Here is a 25,595-nt window from a genome sequence, read left to right on the forward strand (position 1 = left end):
CCGGAAGGTCAGCCGCTAATGGATGTGGTTTCAGCTTTCTTCGCGTATAGTGGCGATGATCTGTTCAATCTGCTCCAGCGGCATTTAGCCACGCGCCATGCAGTCCTGCATCACGAAAGCAGGGATTCCGGTGATCTGCGACCGTTGCCCCAACGCCCGGTTCTCGGCCAGAACGGTGTCAACATTGGGGGTGTTCATCCCATCTGCAATCGCCTGCCCGTCCAGCCCCAGATCGTCGCCCAGCCTGATCAGGCGTTCGGTCGTTACATTGCCCCGCACCGTGATCAGAGCGTCATGCAGCGCGGCGTACGCCTCTTCCCCAAACTGGCTCTTGGCCGAGATCGCAAAACGCGCCGAAAGCATGCTGGCTTCGCTGAGAATCGGGAATTCCCTCAGGATCAGGCGCACGCCCTTGTCCTTTTCCAGAAGCTCTTGCAGAACGTCATAGGATTTACGGCAGTATCCACATTGGTCGTCGGCTTGACGTTTCTCCAACTCGCCGATGGCCTCCATCAGCACTTCGGGGTTATCCAGAAGACAGGCGCGGACCTCGTCACGAAAGCCGTTGCGTTCATCATCCGTCATGCTGGTCAGATCAAGCGCGGTGCCCGGCAGGGCCGTGGCCAATGTCAGCGCGGTGGTCATGGCCAGGGTCCGTGTGAATGTCATGTCGTTTGTCCGTTCTTGTTGGGCCGCACCACCTGGGCGCACAAATACTCTGGCAATCGGGCGCGCCATGTAACAGCACTGGCCTGCGACAATATCCGCGACAGCGCAGCATTGACTTTGTTACGCGCCAAGGGCACCCACACGGGCGCGCAGCATGATGAGGACGCCATGAAAAACTCCACCCGCGGCATTGTCGATCCGTTTATTGTCATGGATGTGATGGAAGCCGCCCGCGCCGCCGAGGCATCCGGGCGTGACATCATTCACATGGAGGTGGGCCAGCCCTCGACCCCGGCGCCGGACAAGGCCCGCGCAGCACTGGTGGATGCCATGGGTGGTGACGCGCTGGGGTACACCGTTTCCCTTGGCCTTCCGGCACTTCGGGAAGGCATCGCAAGCCTATATAAAGATTGGTATAATCTTGAGATCGAGCCAGCGCGCGTGGTGGTCACACCCGGCAGTTCGGGCGCGTTCATTCTGGCCTTCACCGCACTGTTTGACGCGGGCGAAAAGGTGGGGTTGGGCGAACCGGGCTACCCGTCCTATCGGCAAATTCTGAAAGCTCTGAACCTGACACCGGTGGGCATTCCGACCCGCGCGGATAACCGCCTGCAACCTGTCCCCTCTGAAATCCCCGGCGATCTGGCCGGGTTGATCACCGCCTCGCCCGCCAACCCGTCAGGCACGATGCTGGATCACGCGGCGCTGGAAGGGTTGATCAGCACCTGCCACGCGCAAGGCACCAGCTTCATTGCTGATGAAATCTATCACGGTCTGCAATACGAAGGCCGTGCCATATCGGCACTGGAAGTGTCGGACGACATCTATGTGATCAACAGTTTCTCGAAATATTTCTCGATGACCGGTTGGCGCGTTGGCTGGATGATCGTGCCCAAGGATCATGTGCGGCTGATCGAGCGGCTGGCCCAGAACATGTTCATCTGTCCGTCGCACGCCAGCCAGATTGCAGCCCTTGGTGCGCTGGATGCGCGGGACGAGTTGGACGCGAACCTTGCCACATACGCCGCCAATCGTCAGATGATGATCGAGGAACTGCCCAAGATCGGCTTTGGCAATTTCGCCCCACCCGATGGCGCGTTCTATATCTATGCCGATGTCAGCGGTCTGACCGACGACAGCCGGGCCCTTGCTGCTGAAATTCTGGACAAGGCCGGGGTCGCCGTGACCCCCGGCATGGATTTCGATCCTGTGCGTGGTCATCAGACCCTGCGGTTTTCTTATGCCCGGTCGACGGATGAGATCCGGGAGGGGCTGACACGGCTGGCTACGTTTATGGCGACCCGTTCCTGTGATAAGCGCTGACACACGAAGCGAATCGGCTAAGCTGCGCGCCTTTGATCGACCTACAAGAAAACTGGCATTTTCCACGATCGGTGGACAATGGATCGCTCATTGCCAGTTTAGTGTGTCCCTCCCCTAAAATAGTGAGGTGCAGTATTTCAAATTCTTGAAATATGGCGCTTTTTTCTATATTTTGTCTTTTCTTTGCCCGGTTGACGTTTAAGTAATGGAACTATCGGAAGGTGGAACTTCCAATAGTGTTAACGAATGTATGAGTATTTAAATGCCCCAGGGTTATCTGGTTCAACTTGGCGACTATTCGCTGGATGCAGGCGACAGCATCGGCGGCCCACTGGCAACCTTCACGACCACTTCGACTATTGGTGCGGGCGAATGGGTTTGGTCTGGGACCTATAATGGCACCACCTACACAAACACCACCGAACCCGGCGTGTACTACGAAGCATCGGACGGAAACGTCTATTTCGTACCCGATTACGGCCCCGTATCCACGATTTCATCATCTTCGGTGGTCTCAGCACCCGCCTATGCAACAGATGATGGGGTTCTGACCGGAACGTCGGGTGACGACGTCATTGATGGCAGCTTCACCGATGAAGACGGCGATGTGGTCGATGGTGGCGATGGCACCGGCGTCGGCGGCAATGACGATGTGATTTTCGGCTACGCTGGCAACGACACAATCGCGTCCGGTGCGGCAAATGACACGATCGAAGGTGGCGAAGGCAACGACACGATTGATGGCGGCGCAGGTGATGATGTCATCTATGGCGACGACAAACCGCCGGTTGACACAACTGAAGTTCTGGACTGGAGTGCGCAAGGCGGTGATGGCACGAATCTGAGTGCGGGTTTCACCCAGAACACCGGCGAGATGGATGTAACGGTCAGCTTTTCGAGCGACGGAACCAACAGCCCGGTCTACCGCGTCGAGACAAGCGACACGACCTATGTTGCCTCGGGTGAGGATTTTGACAGCAACTCAAGCCTTTACCTTTATGGTAACGGCGATGGCACGACGTCGACGACGACGATTGACTTCGCTGCCGCCACAGGCGCCGCTTCTTTGGATGACGTCGAAAACGTATCTTTCCGCATCAATGATGTGGATTGGGGGTCAGGCAACCACACCGATGTGGTGACAGTAAACGCGATTGACGCAAACGGCGATCCGGTCACAGTCACGCTGACACCGGGAGGTGGAGACACTGTATCCGGCAACACTGTCACGGCAAATAATGTGGGCGAAAGCCAATCCGATCTGGGTGGCTCGGTTCTGGTCGAGATCGCGGGTCCGGTCAGCGAGATCGAGATCATCTATGGCAACGCTCAATCCGGCACGCAAGCGATCTGGGTCTCGGATGTCCATTTTGACACAATCCCCGATCCATCCCAAGGCGGTGACGACACCATTGACGGCGGCGGCGGCGACGATGTTATTTATGGCCAAGGTGGCAATGACTCGCTGACCGGTGGGCTGGGTGCCGACACGCTGGACGGCGGCGCAGGCGGTGACACGCTGAACGTTGCGGCAGGCGATACAGCATCGGGTGGCACCGGCTCGGACACGTTCAATCTGGATGCCGCGACGGCACTGGACGGTTCAGGTCCGACCATCACCATCGACGGCGGCGAAGACGATGATGATAGCGACACGGATACGCTCTATCTGAACCACCTTGTCGACGATTGGGACGACGTGGTTTTTGATCCGGGCAACTCGGAAAACGGGACCGCGACGCTGTCCGACGGCACCACGCTGACCTTCTCAAATATCGAAAGCGTCATTATCTGCTTTACCACGGATACCCTGATCCAGACCGACCGCGGTGAACGCCCCATTCAGGATCTGCGGCCCGGTGACTTGGTTGTGACGCGAGATAACGGCCTGCAACCCATTCGCTGGATGGGTCAGAAAACCGTGTCGGGTAAAGGTAAACTGGCCCCGATCCAGATTGCTCAGGGCCGGTTTGGGAACGATAAGCCTTTGTTGGTCTCGCCACAGCACCGTATGGTATATGCCGGACACGAAGCGACCCTGTTATTTGCAGAACGTGAAGTGCTGGTGCCCGCCAAACACCTGCTGGACGGCAAAAGCGTGGTGGTCAAGCCAACGGATCAAGTGACCTATTTCCACATGATGTTTGACCGGCACGAGGTTGTTTTTGCCAACAAAGCCGCCACTGAAAGTTTTCACCCGGGGCATGAAGGTCTGGGTGCCGTCGACGCCGCCGCCCGGGAAGAACTGTTCACCCTGTTCCCCGATCTGCGCGCGGACCCGCGCCACTATGGTAATACTGCCCGGATCGTTCTGCGCGCGTTCGAGGCTCGCGCGTTGCCCCGCGTCGCCTAGGACGGATTGTCCCTCACGGCAAAAGATTTCGGCACCTTGCTTTATTCGTCGACGCGGCTGATACCGTTTTCCGGCGGTAGCGCGCGATTGAAGACAATGCCATTTGCAAACTCGGCATGGCCGCTCTCATCGACAGGTGCCATATCGCCAATCTTTCAGTGATACACCCAAGGGTCCACCTCGTTTGCCCCAACAAAGGCGATGCCGGCGTGATACGAGGCTCTTGAATCTTCTGGATCAGGGGTGGTCCTGCCCGGTTACGAACACCAGAGGTGTCGCCGTGGTTCGCAGCACAAGTCGCCGCCAACACCTTGTGGCTGTTCTGTTGTCCATGGGTTTGTTCGGGCATCCCAATCGAAACATGCAGACCCTTTTGCCCCCTTGGCAGAACATCGGTTCCGCTTGTGCAACACTTACATCGCATTGCAGGGCGGGTCGCCCACCTGATTTCGGTTGGCCAGTCAGAACGCCAACAGCACAAGACCACTTAGATCAACTTCGGGTTTGATCACATCATGAGACCCGCTTTCCAGACCGCCACCACAGGCGTTACAGCAACAAGAAGGTCAACACCGAACCGCGCGGATCAGGCCACGGATGGCCGCACGGGACGGCGTGCGCCCAACCGAGCGGCCCAATCGCGCGCTGCATCACCAAAGGCGCGGAACAGGATTTGTGACACGGGATCCTGGGTGGCGTTGTATTCCGGATGCCACTGCACCGAAAGGGTGAAGCCAGGGGCATCCTTGATCATGATGGCTTCCGGTGTGCCATCATCGGCGTGACCCTCTATCACGATGCGCGACCCGGCGGTCTTGATCCCTTGCCCGTGCAATGTGTTGGTGCGCACGCAGGTGGCCCCCAGCAACTGGTGAAACACACCGCCCTCCTGCAAATGAACATCGTGTCTGATGGCGAACTTTTCCTCCAACGAGCCATCAGGCGGCATTCGGTGGTTCATACGCCCCGGCAGATCTCGAATTTCGGGATAGAGCGTGCCGCCCATGGCAACGTTGACTTCCTGAAACCCACGACAGATGCCAAAGAACGGCTGACCACGATCAACACAGGCCCGGATCAGTGGCAGGGTGATGGCGTCGCGGCAGCGATCAAATTCGCCATGCGCCTCGGTTTCATCCTCGCCATATTCGGCGGGGTGGACATTGGGTCGCCCCCCGGTGAACAGAAAGCCATCGCAGGTGTCCAGCAGCTCATCCACCGTCACAAAGCGCGGATCGGAAGGCACGATCAGCGGCAGACAGCCCGAAACCAGCGAAATGGCTTCGGAATTCATCGTTCCGCCCGCATGGGACGGATACTGGTCATTGATCAGATAGGTGTTGCCAATGATACCGATGATGGGCCGTGTCATACCTGCTCCGGGAACTCAGTTCGGTTGCAGAGGATACTGGAACCATAGCAGCGATACAACGGGCGGCGCTACCATTTACCCCTCGGCCACAAGCCCGGCCGCGACAATCCCGGCTTCGCCCGCGGCCATATCGTTTTCCGACGTATCCCCCGTGACGCCAACACCGCCAACGACATCGCCCGCAGCGTTCCGGACCACAAAGCCGCCCGGAACTGGCACCAGCTTACCACTATAGGCAGCATTGGCCGCAGCGATGAAATAGGCTTGCGCCTCTGCACGGTCGCGCTGCGCGGTTCCGCCAATGCCCAGCATGACCGAGCCATGGGCCTTGCCAAACGCCAGTTCGAACCGGCCCACCGGCGCGCCGTCGGAGCGTTCAAAGGCGATCAGATGCCCGCCCGCATCCACCACCGCGACCGACAGGGGTTTCATCCTGGCCTTGACGCCATGGTCCAGAGCTTCGCGGACAATGATCCGCGCGGCGTCCAGTGTGATCTTGTTCATCTCAATCCTCCTTCCGAGGGTGGCTTACCCCGCCATCTGTGCTTTCTTGGCCAGCCGATGCGCGTGAAGCATGGGTTCAGTATAGCCTGAAGGTTGCGCGCGTCCCTTGAAAACAAGATCGCACGCCGCTTTGAAGGCTTCGCCATCGTACCCCGGTGCCATCGGGTCATAGGACGGATCATCCGCGTTCTGTGCGTCCACCTTCGCGGCCATCGCGCGCATCGCATCCATCACCTCGGCTTCGGAGACGACGCCGTGATGCAGCCAGTTGGCCAGAGCCTGACTGGAAATCCGGCAGGTCGCGCGGTCTTCCATCAGCCCCACATCATGAATGTCCGGCACTTTCGAGCAGCCGATACCGGCGTCCACCCAGCGAACCACATAGCCCAGAATGCCCTGGGCGTTGTTCTCGACCTCGTCGCGAATTTCGGCGTCGGACCAGTTCACGCCTTGCGCGACAGGAATGGTCAAAAGTTCGCCCAGAGTGCTGCGCGCACCTTGGGCGGCGATCTCGTCCTGGCGGGCCAGCACATCGACACGGTGGTAATGGGTTGCGTGCAGCGTGGCCGCCGTGGGGCTTGGCACCCAGGCGCAGTTGGCGCCCGCTTCGGGGTGTGCGATCTTCTGCTCCAGCATATCCGCCATCCGGTCCGGCATCGCCCACATGCCCTTGCCGATCTGGGCGCGCCCGCGCAGCCCGCAGGCCAGACCGACATCGACGTTGCGATCTTCATAGGCGCTGATCCAGGCGGCGTCTTTCATATCGCCTTTGCGCACCATCGGCCCTGCTTCCATCGAGGTGTGAATCTCGTCGCCCGTGCGATCAAGGAAACCTGTATTGATGAAGGCCACGCGGTGCTTGGCGGCGCGGATACACTCCTTGAGGTTCGCGCTGGTGCGCCGTTCCTCGTCCATGATCCCCAGCTTGACGGTGTATTGCGGCAGGCCCAGCAAGGCCTCGACACGGGTGAAAATCTCATCCGCAAAAGCGACCTCTTCTGGCCCGTGCATCTTGGGTTTCACCACATAGATCGAGCCTTTGACCGAATTGCCATCATCGCGCATCAGGTCATGCATCGCACAAAGCGTGGTGACGACGGCATCCATGATGCCTTCGGGCACTTCCTGTCCGTCTTTGTCCAGAATGGCGGGATTGGTCATCAGGTGGCCGACGTTGCGCACCAGCATCAAGACACGCCCTTTATGGGTTGCTTGCGTGCCATCAGGCGCGGTGTAGTGAATGTCACCCGACAGCTTGCGGGTGATGGTCTTGTCGCCCTTCGTGACCTCTTCGGTCAGCGTGCGGTCCATCAGACCCAGCCAGTTGGAATAGGCCAGCACCTTGTCTTCGGCATCCACGGCGGCCACGCTGTCTTCGCAATCCATGATTGCCGACATGGCGCTTTCCAGACGGATGTCCGAGATGCCCGCGCGGTCCTGCTGACCAACGGGTGTCTCGGCATCCAGTCGAAGCTCGATCATCAAGCCATTGTTTTTAAGATAAATTCGATCCTCGGCATGACCCGCGAATTGCGCCGGATCGGCCAGCGCGGGGGTCAGAGCGCCTTCCTTGACCGATACGGCATTGACATCCGCCCAGCTTCCAGCCGCCAGTTGCACCGCCTGATCCAGGAATGCACGCCCCCACGCGATCGCGCGCGCGCCATGTTCGGGGTCATAGCCGCCCGGTTTGGGGGTCGTGCCAAGCGCATCGGTGCCATAAAGCGCGTCATACAGGCTACCCCACCGCGCATTCGCCGCGTTCAGGGCAAAGCGGGCATTCATGATCGGCACCACCAGCTGCGGGCCGGGTATCTCGGCAATTTCGGGGTCCACATTGGCAGTTTCAATCTGAAAATCGGGGCCTTCGGGGACAAGATATCCGATTTCGCTCAGAAACGTGCGATAGGCCTCGGCGTCATGCGGCTTGCCAGCACGGGCTTTGTGCCAGTCGTCCACCTGCTGCTGGATCGTTTCGCGCTTTTCCAGAAGGGCGCGGTTCTTTGGGCCAAGCTCGTGAATGATATCGGCAAATCCGCGCCAGAAGTCGTCATAGTTCAGGCCAGTCTTGGCAAGCGCTCGCGTTTCAAGAAAACGCCCCAGCTCGCGATGCACTGATAATCCTTTGCGGTCGATATAGTCGCTCATCCCCTGTCCCTTTGCCCGGCAGTGTCGAATTTACGGTAGACTCTCGCATACAGCCCGAAATCGCAAGCGGGATTTCTTGCCCGAACAGATAAGTAAAACTTAATCGTCAACCGAGCATCGCTCTTGCCTTGCGGCCCCCGTTTGGCACGTCTAACCTGCCGACTTGCACGCGAGCCGAAAGGACTTCTGATGACCGACACCGCCCCCCAGCCCATTTACCTTGCCGACTACACGCCGCCCAATTGGTTGGTCGAAGAGGTGTCGCTGACCTTTGTGCTGGACCCACGGGCGACGCGCGTGCGATCAACGATTCGGTTTACGCCAAATCCGGCAACGACATCACGTGATTTCTTCTTGCATGGTGAGCAGCTTAAGCTGATCCGCGCGGCCATTGACGGGGCCGGGATCACGCCAGAGTTGGTCGATGGCGGGCTGAAAGCAGAGGTGCCCGGCACCGCTTTCACATGGGAGTCCGAGGTTGAAATCAGCCCGCAAACCAACACCGCGCTGGAAGGGCTTTACATGTCGAACGGCATGTATTGCACCCAATGCGAGGCCGAGGGTTTTCGCCGCATCACCTTCTATCCCGACCGCCCCGACGTGATGGCACCATTCAAGGTGCGGATCGAAGGCGACCTGCCGGTGCTTTTGTCCAACGGCAATCCAACCGGATCCGGCGATGGCTGGGCCGAATGGCACGACCCGTGGCCCAAACCCGCATATCTGTTCGCTTTGGTTGCGGGCGAGTTGATCGCGCGCGAAGACAGTTTCACCACCATGTCGGGCAAAGAGGTGGATCTGAAGCTGTGGGTGCGTCCCGGTGACGAGGGCAAAACGGCCTTTGGGATGGAGGCGCTGAAGGCGTCCATGAAATGGGACGAACAGGTGTATGGCCGTGAATATGATCTGGACATTTTCCAGATTGTTGCGGTGTCCGATTTCAACATGGGCGCGATGGAAAACAAAGGGTTGAACATCTTCAACACCTCGGCCGTGCTGGCCAGTTCCAAGACCTCCACGGACGCGAATTTCGAGCGGATCGAAGCGATCATCGCGCATGAGTATTTCCACAATTGGACCGGCAACCGGATCACCTGCCGCGACTGGTTCCAACTGTCGCTGAAAGAGGGGCTGACCGTGTTCCGCGACCAGCAATTCTCGGGCGACATGCGATCAAAGGCCGTGTGCCGGATCAACGACGTGATCGCCCTGCGCGGGCGGCAGTTCCGCGAAGACAACGGCCCGCTGGCCCACCAGGTGCAGCCTGACAGCTTTGTCGAGATCAACAATTTCTATACCGCGACCATCTATGAAAAGGGCGCAGAGCTGATCGGCATGATGAAAACGCTGGTCGGGGAGGAAGAATACTATAAGGCGCTGGACCTCTATTTCACCCGCCATGATGGTGAGGCCGCCACGATCGAAGACTGGGTGCGCGTTTTTGAGGACAGCACAGGCCGCGATCTGACCCAATTCCGCCGTTGGTATAAACAGGCCGGCACGCCGCGCCTGAAGGTGATGGAGGACTTCAAGGATGGCACCTATACGCTTCATTTTGAACAGGAAACACCACCTACACCCGGGCAGGATAAAAAACAGCCGCAGCACATTCCCATCGCCGTCGGCCTGATCGGTCCGAACGGGGACGAGGTGGTGCCGACGCGGGTGCTTGAAATGACCGAAACCAAGCAGAGCTTCACCTTCGACGGGCTGGGGGCCAAGCCCACGCCGTCCATCCTGCGCCATTTCTCGGCCCCGGTGATCGTGCAACGTGACAGTTCACCTGCCGAGCGCGCGTTCCTGTTGGCCCATGACACCGATCCGTTCAACAAATGGGAAGCTGGACGCACCTTGGCCAAGGACGTCTTGATCGCGATGGTGACGGGCGAAGATGCACCGCTGTCCAACTATCTTGAGGCGCTGGCGGTGATGCTCCGCGATGACAGCCTCGACCCCGCCTTCCGCGCGTTGGCGTTGGGGTTGCCGGGGCAGGATGATCTGGCCCAAACCCTGTTTGACGCCGGCGTCACCCCGGATCCGCAGAAGATCCATCGCGCCGGCGAAACACTGAAACAGGCGACGGCAGAACATCTGCACGACCTGTTGCCGCGCCTGTCAGCCGAGATGGAGGTGAATGCACCCTTCAAACCCAACGCAGAACAGGCGGGCAAACGGGCGCTGGGGCTGGAGCTTTTGAAGCTGACCAACCGCATGGATGGCGGCGCGGCCGCGCAGGCGCTGTATGACAAAGCGGACAATATGACCCATCGCCTCGGGGCGCTGGGGTGCTTGCTGGATGTCGAAAAGGGCGCAGACGCCCTGGCCGATTTCCGCAGCCGGTTCGACGGGGACGCGTTGGTTATGGACAAGTGGTTCGCGATGCAGGTGGCTCATGCTGCCCCCGAGAAAGCCGCCGACGTAACCGCAACCCTTACCCAAGACCCCGCGTTCAACTGGAAGAACCCCAACCGCTTCCGGGCGGTCTTTGGGGCGCTTGCGATGAACCAGGCGGGGTTCCACCACGTGTCCGGCAAAGCCTATGCGCTGACGGCGGATTGGCTGATCAAGTTGGACCCGGTGAATCATCAGATCGCGGCGCGAATGACAACCGCGTTCGAGACATGGCGGCGTTACGATGCGGACCGGCAGGACATGATCACATCCGCCCTAAGGCGCATTCTGGCAACCGACGGGCTGAGCCGCGACAGTCAGGAAATGGTCAGGCGTATGTTGGGCGACTGACACACGAATAACAGAGGGGGGCCGAACGGCCCGCCCTTGCCAATCTGTTTCCAATCAGTCTGATGCCGCAGATCAACTGACCGCGCAGTAGTTCTGGTCCTTGATCCATGCACGCATGGCTTCGCGTTTGGGCTTGGAATGGAACGGACCCCAATCCGCCGCAACGCCGCGCATGCCTTGGGAAACCACATTGTCGCGCGGCACGGTCACAGACATGATACGGACCGCGCAGCTCAGGTTCAGTTCGCCTTTTTTCAGATCCGATCCTGACCGTGCCTCGCAGCCATAACCGCGCGCCGTGGCCGGAAGGATCTGCACAAGTCCATACCATTTGCCGCCACCGCCCACGGCGGTCTGACGCCATGTGCTTTCATAAAACGACAAGGTGGACAGAAGGCCCGTCCAGAATGCGTTGCGACCGACCTTGTCCTGCGTCTCATACGCCGGACACCAGGCTTTGATGTCCTCAGGCACGGTTTCTGACAGGATTGCCCCGTGAGATTCCAGCGCCTTCATCGTGGCATCCGTCCAGGCCGGCGCTTGCGGCTTGTCATCCCATTTCATTGTCAATTCCGACGCGCGCGTCCCGCGCGAACCAAGAATTTCGTTGGCCTGTGCAGTTGGGGCAATCATCATCGCCGCCGCCAGGCCCAAAATCAGTCGTTTCATCGTCCCTCGCTCAGGTCCGGTTGCTGTCTCACTTAATTCATCCCGGCGTCCTAAGGGGGGTGATTGCATTAAGCAACTTTGCAGATGCGGCATCGCAGCAATTGGCAAAGTCTCGCTGATATGTGTTGTTTACAAGGCTGGTATGCGCGCATCAATTTCTACCATCGCCAGAAAATCACCGCTATGCTGCGATGCGGCACAATCTGGGGGTGAAGCAGGGGTGCCGTGGACAGAACGACCCCACGCGCCTTCGACCCGCCCGCAGCCTCTTGCCCCGCGCCTGCACCTGCCCTAGAAGGCCAGAAGATCACGAAACACGGGAAATGAGCACATGCTGGATCATCTCGCCTATGAACCCCCTGCACCAAAAGTCATCGCCGGGGCCAAGGACGATTGGGAACTGGTTATCGGGATGGAAATCCACGCGCAGGTCAGCTCGAATTCCAAACTGTTTTCCGGTGCATCGACCACATTCGGCGCCGAACCAAACTCGAATGTCGCCTTCGTGGATGCCGCCATGCCCGGCATGTTGCCCGTGATCAATGAATATTGCGTGGAACAAGCGGTGCGCACCGGGCTGGGCCTTAAGGCGGAAATCAACCTGTTTTCCGCATTTGACCGCAAAAACTATTTCTATCCCGATCTGCCGCAAGGCTATCAGATCAGCCAGCTTTATCACCCGATCGTGGGTGAAGGCGAAGTGATCGTCGACATGGCACCCGGCGTTGCGCGCCGCGTGCGGATCGAACGCATTCACCTTGAACAGGACGCTGGCAAATCCGTGCACGACATGGATCCAAACATGTCCTTCGTGGACCTGAACCGCACTGGCGTCGCCCTGATGGAGATCGTCAGCCGCCCCGACATTCGTGGCCCGGAAGAAGCCGCCGCCTATGTTACCAAGCTGCGCCAGATCCTGCGTTATCTGGGCACCTGTGATGGCAACATGCAAAGCGGAAGCATGCGCGCCGATGTGAACGTGTCGGTCTGTCGTCCGGGACAATACGAGAAATACATGGAAACGCAGGATTTCGGACATCTGGGCACGCGCTGCGAGATCAAGAACATGAACTCCATGCGCTTCATTCAGGCCGCCATCGACTTTGAAGCCCGCCGCCAGATCGCCATTCTGGAAGATGGAGGCGAGATCACGCAGGAAACCCGCCTGTATGACGCCGACAAGAACGAGACACGGTCGATGCGGTCCAAGGAAGAAGCACATGACTATCGCTACTTCCCCTGCCCCGACCTGCTGCCGCTGGAGATCGAACAGGGCTGGGTCGATGACATCGCCAAAACTCTGCCTGAGCTACCGGACGAGAAGAAGGCGCGCTTCGTCACCAGCTTCGGCCTGTCCGAATATGACGCCAGCGTTCTGACCGCTGACGCGGAAAGCGCGACGTTCTTTGAAGCCGTCGCCGAAGGGCGCGACGGCAAGCTGGCCGCCAACTGGGTCATCAACGAGTTGTTCGGCCGTTTGAAGAAAGAGGATCACGCGATCACCGACAGCCCGGTCGGCCCGGCGCAACTGGGCGCGATCATCGAGCTGATCACCAAGGGCGAGATTTCCGGCAAGATCGCGAAGGACCTGTTTGAGATCGTCTATACCGAAGGCGGCGACCCGGCGGAAATCGTCGAGGCGCGCGGCATGAAACAAGTCACTGACACCGGCGCCATCGAAGCCGCCGTGGACGAGGTGATCGCGGCCAACCCCGCACAGGTCGAAAAGGCCAAACAGAATCCGAAACTGGTCGGGTTCTTCGTCGGGCAGGTGATGAAAGCCACTGGCGGCAAGGCCAACCCGAAAGCGGTGAACGAGATCGTGACCGCGAAATTGGGGCTATAGATCAGCCCCGCCAAGGGCAGCCAGCCTGCCCTCAGGCGGATTTCCGCAAGCCGTTCAATCCTCTTTGGTAGCCCGGGCGCCGATCGTCTAGGGTGCGCCAGCCAGTTTTAAGGGAAACACGCCATGACCCAGTTCGAATACGAAGCCATCCCCGCCCCGCGCAAGGGCAAGAAGGCCCGCGGGATCAAAACCAGCGAAGACCGGTTTGCCAATGCAGTGACCGAACTGCTGAACGACATGGCCGCCGACGGCTGGGAGTATCTGCGCGCCGACACCCTGCCCAGCGAAGAGCGGTCCGGCTTCACCGGGCGCACGACGGTGTACCAGAACATCCTGGTGTTTCGTCGCGCGCTGGTGCTGGACGAAACCGTAGAGGCCGAGATTGCGGAAGCGCAGGGCACACCGGTTCGCCGCGCGCCGTCCATCGCCGCCCCCATCGATGCTGCGGACAGTCACAAGGCGCCGTCCCTGCCATCGGCGGAAGAAGCAAACACAGTCAGCGAACGCGCGCCGGCAATTTCGCGTCAGGAAACCTGATCGGGCGCGGCGGCTCAGCCCGCCACGTCCAGCGCCAGAGCGTGTATCTGCCCCACCAACTCGGCCCCCAGCGCGGCGTGAATCGCCCGGTGACGGGCCACGCGCGACATCTCGCTGAAAATCGGCGCGCGGATCACGACACGGAAATGGCTTTGCCCACCATCCTGATAGCCTGCGTGCCCCCTGTGACTTTCGCTTTCATCAATGACTTCAAGATGTTGTGGTGAAAATGCCGTGTCCAACGCCTCGGAAATCTGCTCTGCCCTGTTCATTTCCTGCCCTTTTCCTCTTCAATCGTCTTGAAAATGCAGTAAACTCTCGGGTCCGAGTCGGAAAGAGTATTCCCATGCCCAACAACGATCCTTTTGGTTTTGATATGTCGGTTTCGGCCGCCAAGAAAAAGAACCCGCGCGGCAAGCGTGGGATGTCTGGCGCGTTCGAAACCTCGAAACGGGTGTGTGAACACGACGGGTGCCAGGAACAGGGCCAATACCGCGCGCCGCGCTCGCCCGATCATCTGGACGAATTCAAGTGGTTCTGCAAAGACCACGTGCGGGAATATAATCTGAAGTGGAACTTCTTCGAGGGTGCCCCCGAAAATGAAGTCCATGAACAGTTCGAGAAGGATCGGGTGTGGGAGCGCGAAACCAAGCCGTTCGGCTCGAAGGATGAACAACGGGCCTGGGCGCGCCTGGGCGTCGATGACCCGCATCAGGTGCTGGGCGAGAACGCCACGCGCAACCCCGGCAAGTCGATCACAGGCACCCGAAAACTGCCCCCGACCGAACGTCGTGCGGTCGACATTCTGGAGGCCAAGGATCACTGGACCAAGGCCGAGATTCGCAAAGCCTATAAGAAGCTGATCAAGGTGTTGCACCCTGACATGAACGGCGGCGACCGGTCGCAGGAAGAACAGTTGCAGCAGGTCGTCTGGGCGTGGGATCAGATCAAGGAAAGCCGCAGCTTCAAGTAGGGCACCGCCGAACTAGGTTGCACGAGGGGTAAAGGGGCGTTGCCCCTCTGCGCGTTGCGCATTCACCCCAGGATATTTTGGGCCAGAAGAAACAACGGGAGGTGGTCGAACCAGTTCCGGGATGTTTCTATGGCCAGCGTGTTCTGACGCCGCGAATCTCGGCCACTTCCCCTTGCACCCCTTTCATACATCGGGCATCAAAGTCGGGTTGCGACGCGCGAGGCAGAAGGAACTACGCAGATGGCTGACGGCACACAGGATATGAACGCAAAACCCACCGAAGAAATCTCGGTCCGCGAGGTCTTCGGGATCGACAGCGACATGCATGTCAAAGCGTTCGCGGATCGCACCAGCCGCGTGCCTGAAATTGACTCGACCTACAAGTTTGATCCCGACACGACGTTGGCAATTCTTGCAGGGTTTTCACACAATCGTCGCGTGATGATCCAAGGCTATCACGGCACCGGGAAATCGACCCATATCGAACAGGTTGCCGCCCGTCTGAACTGGCCCGCCGTGCGCGTGAACCTTGACAGTCACATCAGCCGGATCGACCTGATCGGCAAGGATGCGATCAAACTGAGAGACGGGATGCAAGTCACCGAGTTTCAGGAAGGCATCCTGCCCTGGGCGCTGCGCAACCCGACCGCGATTGTGTTCGACGAATATGATGCCGGCCGTGCGGACGTGATGTTCGTCATTCAGCGAGTGTTGGAGCATGACGGTAAGCTGACGCTGCTGGACCAGAACGAGGTGATCACCCCGCACCCGTCCTTCCGGCTGTTTGCGACCGCGAACACCGTGGGTCTGGGCGACACGACCGGTCTGTATCACGGCGTGCAACAGATCAACCAGGCGCAGATGGACCGTTGGTCACTGGTGGCCACGTTGAACTATCTGAGCCATGACGCGGAAACCAACATCGTGCTTGCGAAGAACCCGCTTTTGAACACCGAGAAGGGCCGCAAGACCGTCAGCCAGATGGTGACGGTCGCTGACCTGACCCGCACGGCCTTCATGAACGGCGATCTGTCGACAGTGATGAGCCCCCGCACCGTGATCAACTGGGCGCAAAACGCGCATATTTTCCGTTCGGTCGGCTATGCGTTCCGCCTGTCCTTCCTGAACAAATGTGACGAGCTTGAACGCCAGATCGTGGCCGAGTTCTATCAGCGGTGTTTTGACGAGGAACTGCCGGAAAGCGCAGTGAGCATGAGCTTGGGGTGATCGTCAGCCGACCAATATCACATTGCCAGTCCGGTCGCGTATCCGAGCAGCTTCATTTCGTGGATCTGTGCAGTCCCAAGCGTAACAAAGCAGCAACCAGATGAAAAAACCCACCGACAACCCTGCTGATCCGTTCAAGAAAGCGCTGGCCGAGGCGACGAAGACGCTTGCAGATGAGCCGGAACTGTCGGTCAGCTTTACGGTGGACCCGTCGGGGGTGACGAAAGACGCGATGCGGCTGCCACAGGTCACGCGGCGGATGACGCGGGACGAGGTGTTGTTGGCACGCGGCACGGCGGATGCCTATGCGATGAAGCTGCGCTATCACAACGAGGCGACCCATGCGAAATACGCGCCCGCCAGCGGTATGGCTCGTGAAATCTATGAGGCGATGGAAACCGCCCGTTGCGAGGCGATGGGCGCGCGCGATATGCCGGGCACGGCGGGCAATATCGACGCCAAGATCGAAACCGACGCGATGCGCGCGGGCTTTGACCAGATCACTGCCACTGCTGATGCTCCGCTGGCGACGGCAGCGGGATACCTCATGCGGCACTTGGCGACGGGGCGCGATATGCCCCCTGCTGCGTCCAATGTGATGAACCTGTGGCGCGACTTCATCGAAGGTCAGGCAGGCGATCATCTGGACGATCTGGGTGAAAAACTGAACGATCAGACGGCTTTTGCCCGCTTCGCTCGTCAGATCATCGAAGATCTGGGCTATGGCGATCAGTTGGGCGACGACCCGGACAACGAAGACGACCAGTCCGAGGATGACGCCGAGCCGGACGAGGATCAGGCCGAGGACGACGAACAGAACGAGCAATCCCAAGAGGATGAAGAGGCCGAGGCCGACCCCGAACGCTCGCAAGACGATCAGATGGATCAGTCCGAGGCGCAGGTGTCTTTGGATGACATGGCCGAGGACGAGTTAAGCGACGAGGCGGAGATGCCCGAAGCGGATGCCCCGCTGGAACCACCCTCGCCGCCGCCTGCATCCGATGCGGACCCGAACTACCTTGTCTACAACAACGAACATGATGAAGAGATCATGGCCGAGGATCTGGCCGAACCGGCCGAGTTGGAACGGCTGCGTGCCTATCTGGATCAGCAGTTGGAACCACTCAAGGGCGCGGTCAGCCGGTTGGCCAACAAGTTGCAGCGGCGCCTGCAAGCGCAGCAAAACCGGTCGTGGTTGTTTGATCTGGAAGAGGGCATTCTTGACGCAGGGCGCTTGGCGCGCGTCGTCGCCAACCCCACAACTCCCCTGTCGTTCAAGCAGGAAAAGGACACCGAGTTCCGCGATACCGTGGTCACATTGCTGCTGGACAACTCCGGCTCGATGCGGGGGCGTCCGATTTCCATTGCGGCGATCTGTGCCGACGTCTTGGCGCGCACGCTGGAACGCTGCCAGGTGAAGGTCGAGGTGCTGGGCTTCACAACACGTGCCTGGAAGGGCGGGCTGGCGCGTGAGAAATGGTTGGCCGATGGTCGTCCGCAACAACCCGGTCGTCTGAACGATCTTCGCCACATCATCTACAAGAAGGCTGACGCGCCGATGCGGCGGACGCGTGACAATCTGGGCCTGATGATGAAGGAAGGTCTGCTCAAGGAAAATATCGACGGTGAGGCGCTGGAATGGGCGCATCGTCGGATTACCGCCCGGCCCGAACAGCGAAAGATCCTGATGGTGATTTCCGACGGGGCGCCGGTCGACGATTCAACCTTGTCGGTCAACCCCGCGAATTATCTGGAAAAACACCTGCGCGACGTGATCGCCATGGTCGAGAAACGCAAACAGGTCGAACTGTTGGCAATCGGGATCGGCCATGACGTGACACGATATTATGACCGCGCTGTCACCATCACGGATGTCGAGCAACTGGCCGGTGCGATGACCGAGCAGCTCGCGTCATTGTTTGATTCCGATCCGCGCGCGCGGGCACGTCTGCTGGGCATAAAGAAGGTCAGCTGACCCCCTTTCCACTGGCTGCATTTCACGGCATGTTGCGCGCATTGTCGGCCATCAGGTCGCGCGCGCCCTTTCCTGATCACCCCGGAAATCGGAGAATGTTCATGTTTCAATCGTTTGACACCACCGCTGATCCATCGCATGGGCCAGTTCGGTTGGAGCGTTTGCGCCGTGCGATGGCCATGAAGGGGCTGGACGGTTTCATCATTCCGCGTGCCGACGCCCATCAAGGCGAATATGTCGCCGCCTGCGATGCACGTTTGCGCTGGTTGACGGGCTTCACCGGATCGGCCGGGTTCTGTATTGCGTTGAAAGATCACGCAGCAATTTTCGTGGATGGACGCTATCGCACTCAGGTGCGCGCGCAGGCCGATATGGAGGCGTTTACCCCGGTTCACTGGCCTGAAACTCTGCCCGGACCGTGGCTGAAGGACACGCTGGCGGGCAAGGCCGCTAAGGTCGGATTTGACCCGTGGTTACACACCAAATCTGAGATAGAGACAATCGAGAAAGCGTTGGACGGCACGCGGGTCGCGCTTGTCCCGACCGATAATCTGGTTGATCGGATATGGGATGATCGCCCCCCTGCGCCCAATGGCAAGATCATCGATCAACCTATTGAATTTGCAGGGATGACCAGTGCCGACAAGCGCTCGGAACTGGCCGATGGGCTGTTGTCGGCGGGGCAGAAATCCTGCGTGATGACCCTGTCAGACAGCATCGCATGGATGTTGAATATCCGCGGCGATGACCTGCCCTGCATTCCCGTGGTGCAGGGGTTCGCGATCTTGGGTGACGACGGCTCGGTCGCGTTTTTCACCACCGAGGGGCGCGCGGTCGAGGCGCAATTGGACAAGGATGTTTCGCTGCACCCGGTCAAAGATTTCGCAAGCCACCTGAAAACCCTCGATGGCCCCGTTCGCGTGGACAAGGCGACCGCCCCGCTGGCTGTCTCGCAAATTCTTGACAAGGCAGGCATCGCTGTCGATTGGGGTGGCGATCCGGCGATCTTGCCCAAGGCGCAGAAGAACCCGACAGAGTTGAAAGGCGCGCGCGAGGCGCATTTGCGCGATGCCGCAGCCGTCGTTGAATTCCTTGCCTGGTATGACACCGAGGACAAAACCTCGTTGACCGAGATTGATCTGGTCAAGACACTGGAGGAAAAACGCCGCGCGTCAAACGCGCTGTTGGATATTTCGTTCGAGACGATAGCCGGGGCCGGTCCGAACGGGGCCATCATGCACTACCGTGTGACCGACGAGACCAACCGCCCCCTTGCCCCCGGCGATCTGGTGGTGCTGGACAGCGGCGGGCAGTATCGCGACGGGACCACTGACATCACCCGAACCTTGCGTGTCGGTGATGTAGGAGAAGAGGAAAAGCGCTGTTATACCCGTGTCTTGCAGGGCATGATTGCCTTGTCACGCGTCTATTTCCCCAAGGGGCGGACCGGGCGCGATCTGGACCCGATCGCACGCTATCCGCTGTTCGCAGCGCATCAGGATTTCAACCATGGCACCGGGCACGGCGTAGGTGCCAATCTGTCTGTGCATGAAGGACCGCAACGGTTCAACGCGATCTCGGATGTCGAGCTGTTGCCTGGGATGATCTTGTCGAATGAACCGGGGTATTACCGCGAAGGGGCGTTTGGTATTCGGCTGGAAAACCTGATCGTCGTGGAAAAGGCAACCTGCCCCACCGGTGGTGACGCCGAGCGTGACATGCTGTCGTTCGAGACATTGACCTTCGTCCCTGTCGACCGTCACCTTGTGATCCCCGAGATGTTGTCGGGCGAAGAACGTGCCTGGCTCAACGACTACCACGCGACTTGCGTCGAAAAGCTGACGCCGTGGCTTGATGACGCTGCGTTGCGGTGGCTGAAATCGACCTGTGCGCCGATTTGACACGCGACCTTTAGATAATTTCTGATATTGTTCCGCGCGAGGAACCTGCAAATCGAGGATGACCATGGCTGACCAAATCAAGATCCGCCCCGCCGAGGGGAAATGGACCGTTCGTGCAGGTGGGGCGGTGCTGGGCGAAAGCCAATCCGCGCTTGAAGTGATCGAGGGCAATCGTGCCCCGGTTATCTACTTCCCAAAGAGTGACGTGGCGATGGCGTTTCTGGACAAAAGCGACACGATCACCACCTGCCCCTATCGCGGCGAAGCGCGGCATTACTCGATCCAGACGAAATCGACGGTGATCGAGGATGCAGGCTATATGTATGATGCCCCGGTAGAGGGGTTGTCCGAGTTGAAAGACCATCTTGCCTTTTACGCCGACAAAGCAACCATTGCCCGCACCTGACTGTCAGATCGCAGCGGCCTGCTTAGTCCTCCGTCGGGATCGAGACAATGCCCCCACCCACGGCGGCAGCGACTCCTGTTGTGGTCGGCGCTGACGTGGTCAGCCCCCGTGCCACCCGCACAGCAAGATAGGCAAAGGCTTGCGCTTCCAGCATGTCACCATCCAACCCGGTGGTGTCGATATCTTCGACCGGCATGGGCAATCGAGCGCGAAGTTCAGCCATCAACGCCGCATTGCGACGCCCACCACCTGTCACCAACACACGCGCAGGCGGGGTTGGACAATGCTCCATCCCGCGCGCGACAGCGGCTGCGGCGCAGGCAGTCAGCGTGCGCAGGGCGTCGGCGTCCGACAAATCTTCAACCATCGCGGAAAGATCCGGAAAGTCATTTCTGTCCAGTGACTTGGGGGGCATACGGTGGAAATAGCGGTGGCCGAGAAACAGATCGACAACCTCAGTTTTTGTCGCACCCGACAGTGCCAGTCGCCCGCCCTCGTCATGTGATTTGCCACGCCTTTTCTGCATCAGATCATCCATTGGCGCATTGGCGGGGCCCGTGTCAAAGGCAAGACAGGCACCTGCGGCATCGGGTGCGCGACGCGACGGATCGACCCATGTCACATTGCCAACGCCACCCAAATTCAGAAAAACCAAAGGCGCGTCCGCCTTGATGAACCGCGCGCAGGCGTGGTGAAAAAACGGCGCAAGCGGCGCGCCTTCGCCGCCCAGCTTCACGTCGGCACTGCGGAAATCCCACACCACCGGCAGCCCGACGGACTGCGCCAGTGCCTGCCCGTCTCCCGCCTGATGGGTGCCCTGGCCTTGCGGGTCATGGGCGAAGGTTTGGCCGTGAAAGCCCAGAAGCACGGGGGCCGGGTCGTTCTGCATCAATTCGGTGATAGCAGCCCTGTGAACGGTTTCAACGATATCAGCTGCGGCGGGCACCTCGGGCGCGTACTGCCATTTGCCCAAAGCGCGTCGCAAGATATTGCGTTCAGCATCGGAATAGGGATGAAACGTGGTTGGACCAAACCGTGTAATCACATCGCCATCGGTCTCGACCAGTGCAGCATCAACCCCATCCAAAGACGTGCCGGACATGCAGCCCATCGCCCAGGCCGGTCCATGCCCCAAACATGCGCGCAACGCGCCCTTGTCGATGGTTTTCAACACGCTCTTTTCCTTTTCCCGCCCCCCGTCTATATGGGGGGTTCAACGATCAGGATGGACCAAAAGAACATGACCTACCACCCAAAATCCGACTTCATGCGTGTGATGATCGAGCGCGGCTTTCTGGCCGACTGCACCGATTATCAGGCGCTGGATGATGCGCTGATTGCGGGGGTTATTCCGGCCTATATCGGTTATGACGCGACAGCGCAGTCGTTGCATGTGGGTCATTTGATGAACATCATGGTGTTGCGGTGGTTGCAAAAATGCGGCCACAAGCCGATCACCCTGATGGGTGGCGGTACGACCAAGGTGGGCGACCCATCGTTTCGGTCGGACGAACGCCCTCTGCTCGGTCCTGACCAAATCGCGTCCAATATCGCGGGCATGAAGCAGGTATTTGTGAAGTATCTGACCTATGGCGACGGAGAAACCGACGCGATCATGCTGGACAATGCCGAATGGCTGGACGGGCTGAATTACCTCGATTTCCTGCGCGATATCGGGCGTCATTTCTCGGTCAACCGGATGTTGTCGTTTGAAAGCGTGAAGTCGCGTCTGGACCGCGAGCAGAGCCTGTCTTTCCTCGAGTTCAACTACATGATCCTGCAAGCCTATGATTTCCTTGAGCTGAACCGCCGCTATGGCTGTCTGTTGCAGATGGGCGGATCGGACCAGTGGGGCAATATCGTGAACGGGATCGACCTGACCCGCCGGGTGCTGGACCAAGAGATTTACGGTATGACGACGCCGCTTTTGACCACCTCGGACGGGCGGAAGATGGGCAAAAGCCAGGGCGGTGCGATCTGGTTGAATCGTGACATGCTTAGCCCTTACGAATTCTGGCAATTCTGGCGCAACACGACCGATGCGGACACCGGCAAGTTCCTGAAAATCTTCACCGAATTGCCGGTCGAAGAATGCGACCGCCTGGGCGCGCTGGAAGGGGCCGAGATCAACGAGGCAAAGATCATCCTGGCCAATGAGGTCACGACCTTGCTGCACGGCGCGGATGCTGCCAAGGCCGCCGAGGCTACGGCGCGCGAAGTGTTCGAGAAAGGGGGCGCAGGTGATGATCTGCCGACCCTGACGCTGAGCCCGATCGATTTGGGCGACGGGATGTCGATTGTCCAGTTGTTCGTCAAATCCGGGCTGGCGAAATCCGGCAAGGACGCGAAGCGCCTGATTTCCGAGAACGGGGCCAGAGTAAACGACGAAGCGCTGACAGATGCCGGGCGGATGGTTGTTGCCGGTGATCTGGGCCAACCAATGAAACTGTCGGCGGGCAAGAAACGCCACGCGCTTGTGGTGCTTGAGGGCTGACCCTGCGACGGCCTTTGCCCTGTGCGTTCGGTCTGACGGGATGCGCGCCCGCCTTTCGACGACCTGCGTCCGTGCGCCAAACGATTTCCTGATCTGACGCGAATATGCTATTCTTCCTCCGTTCAGTTCCGGGGGAGGGACGGGATGTCGACGTTCAAAAGGGTGATGGCCCGTTGGGCATGGGCAGCGGCACTTGGTCTGGCGGGGAGTGCCTTCGCCGGGGTCGTCACTGCCCAAGACCGCATCGCCGAGCCGTTCCTGCGCACCTATGCCGCGGCCCGATCAGCGCCCACCATCGCCGAGGAGGGCGGCTGGCGCACGATCCGGGTGGAATACTGGAGCAAGGCAATCTTTTCCTTCACCTTTAACGTCGAAAAGGAAGTCTGCCAGTTCCTGATCTGGCTATCCGATGCCGAGGACGATTTTCCCAACAAGATCATTGATTTCGATTGCGATGGAACGGCGGACAGGATCAAGACCTTCGCGGACAAAGAGTTTCAGAGCCGTCCCCTGACCGATTTCGAAACCCGCGTCTATGCCTATTTCCTGCCCCGTGCCGCCGCGAGCTTCGAGGCGGCAAGCCTGATCAAGTCCTACAACCCGCAACCTAAACTGGCGCTGGTTCCGGACCCGAAGATCATGCAGGAGAACCGGGGGTTGTTGCAGGAAATCGCGGATGCCGCCACAAGCAGTTCCCTGATGGGCAACCCGGAACACTCCAAGACCCTGAAACCGAACGACCGGCTGTTCAAGATCTTCGTCAATAGCGGGGCCAAGGAAGGTGGAGCGACGCTGAGTTTCTTCGCGGAAAAGACATCGGGACGGTCGCTGCGGTCCTGCACCGTTGATTACGAAGATCCGACCAATGACGTGATTTTTTTGGACAAGACCTGTGACAGCATTTTCGAATATGCGTCGGAGAACGGCAAGGGGCGAAAGCTGGCCGTCGCGGGCATGGAGGGCGTGATCAAGGGCGTGTTGCTGGATATCGCGCGGTTTGCGCGCGTGGCCAACGAGTATTTCAGCCTGAACTGAGCGCAGGGGCAGTTTGCCGGCGGGTTGGGTCGGCTTTCGGTGGCGTTCGGTGGCTCACGATGTGAGCCTGAGGGGCGCTGCCCCTTCGGTCCAAATCGTGGATTTGGCCCTACCCCGGGATATTTCGCGCCAGAAGAAGCACTTAAAAAGCCGGGGGGGTGGTCAAGGTGAATTGTCGTTTGCCCGGGTGGCGGCTAGGTTGTGGCAAAACACAGGACCGATGTGCCATGACGCCGTTCAATCCCCATCTTGCCGCCACCGTTTCCCCCCCTGTCATGGACGCACGGCGTTGGGTCGCGGGCAAGGTGTTCAGCGCGGACAAGCCGCTGATCAATGTCAGTCAGGCCGCGCCCGTCGACCCTCCGCCAGACGCGATGCGGCAGGCCATGGCCGACGCCGTCTTGCGACAGACCGATGTGCACCTATACGGCCCGGTGTTGGGATTGCCGGCGCTTCGGTCGGAACTGGCCTTTAACATCACGCGCCATTACGGCGGTCGTGTAGAGGGCGATAATATCGCCATCACCTCGGGTTGCAATCAGGCGTTCTGCGCGGCGATTTCCACGTTGGCGGCACCGGGGGATGAGATCATCGTGCCGACGCCATGGTATTTCAACCATAAAATGTGGCTTGATATGGCGGGAATCAACGCGGTTCCGCTGGCGACGGGGGGCGATTTGGTGCCCGATGCAGAAGCCGCCGAGACTCGGATCACCGCGCGCACCCGCGCCATCGTTCTGGTCACGCCCAACAATCCGACCGGGGTTGAATATCCGCCATCGGTGATTTCAGCGTTTCGCGATCTGTCCCGTCGCCGCGGGATCGCCCTGATCATCGACGAAACCTATCGCGATTTTCATTCTCAACCCGGCGCGCCGCATGATCTGTTTGTCGATCCCGACTGGGACGATACGGTGATCCACCTTTACAGCTTCTCGAAATCCTATCGGCTGACGGGGCATCGCGTCGGGGCGATTGTGACCGCGCCCAAGCGGTTGGCGGAGGTCGAGAAATTTCTGGACACCGTCACCATCTGCCCTGCGCAGCTTGGCCAACATGCCGCCCTGTGGGGATTGCGCAATCTGGACGATTGGCTTGGGGCGGAGCGTGAAAAGATACTCGCACGGGCCGCCGCGATGCGCGCGGGTTTTGTGCCCCTGACCGAGCATGGCTGGCGCCTGATGGGCTGCGGTGCTTATTTTGCCTATCTGCACCACCCGTTTGACCTGCCGTCGGACAAACTGGCGCGGGCGTTGGTGGACCAGTGCGCCATCCTTGCCCTGCCCGGCACCATGTTCACACCTGTGGGGGACGCCGACGGCGCAAAGCAGATGCGCGTGGCCTTTGCAAATATCGACGAGGCCGGCATCGCAGAGGTGCAAAAGCGGCTGGCCGCTTTCCGTCCTTGACCGAGTCGCATC

At 59.5% G+C, this 25,595-nt stretch carries 20 protein-coding genes; 13 read left to right on the top strand and 7 right to left on the bottom strand.

The window, feature by feature from the left end; all coding sequences use genetic code 11:
- Positions 1-84 precede the first annotated feature (84 nt).
- The gene (locus tag BMY55_RS10210; RefSeq protein WP_091432343.1) at positions 85-669 is read right to left on the bottom strand and encodes a DsbA family protein; all 585 of its coding nucleotides are present in this window, start codon (positions 667-669) and stop codon (positions 85-87) included.
- 168 nt (positions 670-837) lie between these two features.
- Between BMY55_RS10210 and BMY55_RS10215 the strand changes: the two genes are divergently transcribed.
- Together BMY55_RS10215 and BMY55_RS17160 are read left to right on the top strand one after the other, a co-directional pair.
- Positions 838-1,992: a pyridoxal phosphate-dependent aminotransferase gene (locus BMY55_RS10215; RefSeq protein WP_091432347.1), complete on the top strand. Its 1,155-nt coding sequence runs from the start codon at positions 838-840 to the stop codon at positions 1,990-1,992.
- 262 nt (positions 1,993-2,254) lie between these two features.
- On the top strand, positions 2,255-4,345 hold the full coding sequence (locus BMY55_RS17160; RefSeq protein WP_091430415.1) for a Hint domain-containing protein: 2,091 nt from the start codon (positions 2,255-2,257) through the stop codon (positions 4,343-4,345).
- A 586-nt stretch (positions 4,346-4,931) separates the two neighbouring features.
- On the opposite strand, the gene BMY55_RS10225 is transcribed toward BMY55_RS17160, so the two are convergent.
- The 3 genes from BMY55_RS10225 to BMY55_RS10235 all read right to left on the bottom strand — a co-directional run bounded on the left by BMY55_RS10225 (position 4,932) and on the right by BMY55_RS10235 (position 8,369).
- Complete coding sequence (locus BMY55_RS10225; protein WP_091430416.1) at positions 4,932-5,717, bottom strand: gamma-glutamyl-gamma-aminobutyrate hydrolase family protein; 786 nt, start codon at positions 5,715-5,717, stop codon at positions 4,932-4,934.
- Positions 5,718-5,792: 75 nt separating this feature from the next.
- Positions 5,793-6,221: a GlcG/HbpS family heme-binding protein gene (locus BMY55_RS10230; RefSeq protein ID WP_091430418.1), complete on the bottom strand. Its 429-nt coding sequence runs from the start codon at positions 6,219-6,221 to the stop codon at positions 5,793-5,795.
- A 24-nt stretch (positions 6,222-6,245) separates the two neighbouring features.
- Positions 6,246-8,369, bottom strand: a complete 2,124-nt coding sequence (locus tag BMY55_RS10235) for a malate synthase G (protein WP_091430420.1) — start codon at positions 8,367-8,369, stop codon at positions 6,246-6,248.
- A gap of 189 nt (positions 8,370-8,558) precedes the next feature.
- Here BMY55_RS10235 and pepN point away from each other — a divergent pair, with 189 nt between their 5' ends.
- Positions 8,559-11,111 carry an aminopeptidase N gene (gene pepN, locus BMY55_RS10240; RefSeq protein WP_091430421.1) on the top strand — a complete coding sequence of 851 codons (2,553 nt, stop codon included), beginning with the start codon at positions 8,559-8,561 and terminating at the stop codon, positions 11,109-11,111.
- Between the two features lie 72 nt (positions 11,112-11,183).
- Here pepN and BMY55_RS10245 read toward each other — a convergent pair whose 3' ends face one another.
- On the bottom strand, positions 11,184-11,780 hold the full coding sequence (locus BMY55_RS10245; protein WP_245744711.1) for a transglycosylase SLT domain-containing protein: 597 nt from the start codon (positions 11,778-11,780) through the stop codon (positions 11,184-11,186).
- Between the two features lie 331 nt (positions 11,781-12,111).
- Here BMY55_RS10245 and gatB point away from each other — a divergent pair, with 331 nt between their 5' ends.
- Both gatB and BMY55_RS10255 read left to right on the top strand, forming a co-directional pair.
- Positions 12,112-13,626 carry an Asp-tRNA(Asn)/Glu-tRNA(Gln) amidotransferase subunit GatB gene (gatB, locus tag BMY55_RS10250; RefSeq protein WP_091430422.1) on the top strand — a complete coding sequence of 505 codons (1,515 nt, stop codon included), beginning with the start codon at positions 12,112-12,114 and terminating at the stop codon, positions 13,624-13,626.
- 123 nt (positions 13,627-13,749) lie between these two features.
- A complete protein-coding gene (locus BMY55_RS10255) occupies positions 13,750-14,163 on the top strand; it encodes a hypothetical protein (RefSeq protein ID WP_091430423.1) in 414 nt (137 codons plus the stop codon).
- A 14-nt stretch (positions 14,164-14,177) separates the two neighbouring features.
- Here BMY55_RS10255 and BMY55_RS10260 read toward each other — a convergent pair whose 3' ends face one another.
- Entirely contained in the window at positions 14,178-14,435 is a 258-nt protein-coding gene (locus BMY55_RS10260) for a BolA family protein (RefSeq protein ID WP_091430425.1), read from the bottom strand.
- Positions 14,436-14,509: 74 nt separating this feature from the next.
- Between BMY55_RS10260 and BMY55_RS10265 the strand changes: the two genes are divergently transcribed.
- From BMY55_RS10265 to BMY55_RS10285, 5 genes are all read left to right on the top strand, one after another.
- Positions 14,510-15,136, top strand: a complete 627-nt coding sequence (locus tag BMY55_RS10265) for a J domain-containing protein (RefSeq protein ID WP_091430427.1) — start codon at positions 14,510-14,512, stop codon at positions 15,134-15,136.
- Between the two features lie 240 nt (positions 15,137-15,376).
- The gene (cobS, locus tag BMY55_RS10270; RefSeq protein ID WP_091430428.1) at positions 15,377-16,363 is read left to right on the top strand and encodes a cobaltochelatase subunit CobS; all 987 of its coding nucleotides are present in this window, start codon (positions 15,377-15,379) and stop codon (positions 16,361-16,363) included.
- 100 nt (positions 16,364-16,463) lie between these two features.
- Positions 16,464-18,338, top strand: a complete 1,875-nt coding sequence (gene cobT, locus BMY55_RS10275) for a cobaltochelatase subunit CobT (protein WP_091430429.1) — start codon at positions 16,464-16,466, stop codon at positions 18,336-18,338.
- 101 nt (positions 18,339-18,439) lie between these two features.
- A complete protein-coding gene (locus tag BMY55_RS10280; protein WP_091432352.1) occupies positions 18,440-20,239 on the top strand; it encodes an aminopeptidase P family protein in 1,800 nt (599 codons plus the stop codon).
- Between the two features lie 64 nt (positions 20,240-20,303).
- Positions 20,304-20,645, top strand: coding sequence for a DUF427 domain-containing protein (locus BMY55_RS10285; protein WP_091432357.1), 342 nt, complete (start codon positions 20,304-20,306; stop codon positions 20,643-20,645).
- A gap of 22 nt (positions 20,646-20,667) precedes the next feature.
- Here BMY55_RS10285 and BMY55_RS10290 read toward each other — a convergent pair whose 3' ends face one another.
- Positions 20,668-21,756, bottom strand: coding sequence for an anhydro-N-acetylmuramic acid kinase (locus BMY55_RS10290; protein WP_091430431.1), 1,089 nt, complete (start codon positions 21,754-21,756; stop codon positions 20,668-20,670).
- Between the two features lie 129 nt (positions 21,757-21,885).
- Between BMY55_RS10290 and tyrS the strand changes: the two genes are divergently transcribed.
- The 3 genes from tyrS to BMY55_RS10305 all read left to right on the top strand — a co-directional run bounded on the left by tyrS (position 21,886) and on the right by BMY55_RS10305 (position 25,583).
- A complete protein-coding gene (gene tyrS / locus BMY55_RS10295; protein ID WP_091432360.1) occupies positions 21,886-23,139 on the top strand; it encodes a tyrosine--tRNA ligase in 1,254 nt (417 codons plus the stop codon).
- Positions 23,140-23,283: 144 nt separating this feature from the next.
- Positions 23,284-24,174: a hypothetical protein gene (locus tag BMY55_RS10300; RefSeq protein WP_091430433.1), complete on the top strand. Its 891-nt coding sequence runs from the start codon at positions 23,284-23,286 to the stop codon at positions 24,172-24,174.
- A gap of 227 nt (positions 24,175-24,401) precedes the next feature.
- On the top strand, positions 24,402-25,583 hold the full coding sequence (locus BMY55_RS10305) for an aminotransferase (protein WP_091430434.1): 1,182 nt from the start codon (positions 24,402-24,404) through the stop codon (positions 25,581-25,583).
- Positions 25,584-25,595: the final 12 nt, after the last annotated feature.

The sequence above is a fragment of the Aliiroseovarius sediminilitoris genome (assembly GCF_900109955.1).
In the GTDB taxonomy this organism is placed as follows: domain Bacteria; phylum Pseudomonadota; class Alphaproteobacteria; order Rhodobacterales; family Rhodobacteraceae; genus Aliiroseovarius; species Aliiroseovarius sediminilitoris.

Bases quoted from the DNA above. Each gene is read 5' to 3' on its own strand.
- BMY55_RS10210 (WP_091432343.1), bottom strand. From the start codon at position 669: ATGACATTCACACGGACCCTGGCCATGACCACCGCGCTGACATTGGCC.
- BMY55_RS10215 (WP_091432347.1), top strand. From the start codon at position 838: ATGAAAAACTCCACCCGCGGCATTGTCGATCCGTTTATTGTCATGGAT.
- BMY55_RS17160 (WP_091430415.1), top strand. From the start codon at position 2,255: ATGCCCCAGGGTTATCTGGTTCAACTTGGCGACTATTCGCTGGATGCA.
- BMY55_RS10225 (WP_091430416.1), bottom strand. From the start codon at position 5,717: ATGACACGGCCCATCATCGGTATCATTGGCAACACCTATCTGATCAAT.
- BMY55_RS10230 (WP_091430418.1), bottom strand. From the start codon at position 6,221: ATGAACAAGATCACACTGGACGCCGCGCGGATCATTGTCCGCGAAGCT.
- BMY55_RS10235 (WP_091430420.1), bottom strand. From the start codon at position 8,369: ATGAGCGACTATATCGACCGCAAAGGATTATCAGTGCATCGCGAGCTG.
- pepN (WP_091430421.1), top strand. From the start codon at position 8,559: ATGACCGACACCGCCCCCCAGCCCATTTACCTTGCCGACTACACGCCG.
- BMY55_RS10245 (WP_245744711.1), bottom strand. From the start codon at position 11,780: ATGAAACGACTGATTTTGGGCCTGGCGGCGGCGATGATGATTGCCCCA.
- gatB (WP_091430422.1), top strand. From the start codon at position 12,112: ATGCTGGATCATCTCGCCTATGAACCCCCTGCACCAAAAGTCATCGCC.
- BMY55_RS10255 (WP_091430423.1), top strand. From the start codon at position 13,750: ATGACCCAGTTCGAATACGAAGCCATCCCCGCCCCGCGCAAGGGCAAG.
- BMY55_RS10260 (WP_091430425.1), bottom strand. From the start codon at position 14,435: ATGAACAGGGCAGAGCAGATTTCCGAGGCGTTGGACACGGCATTTTCA.
- BMY55_RS10265 (WP_091430427.1), top strand. From the start codon at position 14,510: ATGCCCAACAACGATCCTTTTGGTTTTGATATGTCGGTTTCGGCCGCC.
- cobS (WP_091430428.1), top strand. From the start codon at position 15,377: ATGGCTGACGGCACACAGGATATGAACGCAAAACCCACCGAAGAAATC.
- cobT (WP_091430429.1), top strand. From the start codon at position 16,464: ATGAAAAAACCCACCGACAACCCTGCTGATCCGTTCAAGAAAGCGCTG.
- BMY55_RS10280 (WP_091432352.1), top strand. From the start codon at position 18,440: ATGTTTCAATCGTTTGACACCACCGCTGATCCATCGCATGGGCCAGTT.
- BMY55_RS10285 (WP_091432357.1), top strand. From the start codon at position 20,304: ATGGCTGACCAAATCAAGATCCGCCCCGCCGAGGGGAAATGGACCGTT.
- BMY55_RS10290 (WP_091430431.1), bottom strand. From the start codon at position 21,756: ATGGGCTGCATGTCCGGCACGTCTTTGGATGGGGTTGATGCTGCACTG.
- tyrS (WP_091432360.1), top strand. From the start codon at position 21,886: ATGACCTACCACCCAAAATCCGACTTCATGCGTGTGATGATCGAGCGC.
- BMY55_RS10300 (WP_091430433.1), top strand. From the start codon at position 23,284: ATGTCGACGTTCAAAAGGGTGATGGCCCGTTGGGCATGGGCAGCGGCA.
- BMY55_RS10305 (WP_091430434.1), top strand. From the start codon at position 24,402: ATGACGCCGTTCAATCCCCATCTTGCCGCCACCGTTTCCCCCCCTGTC.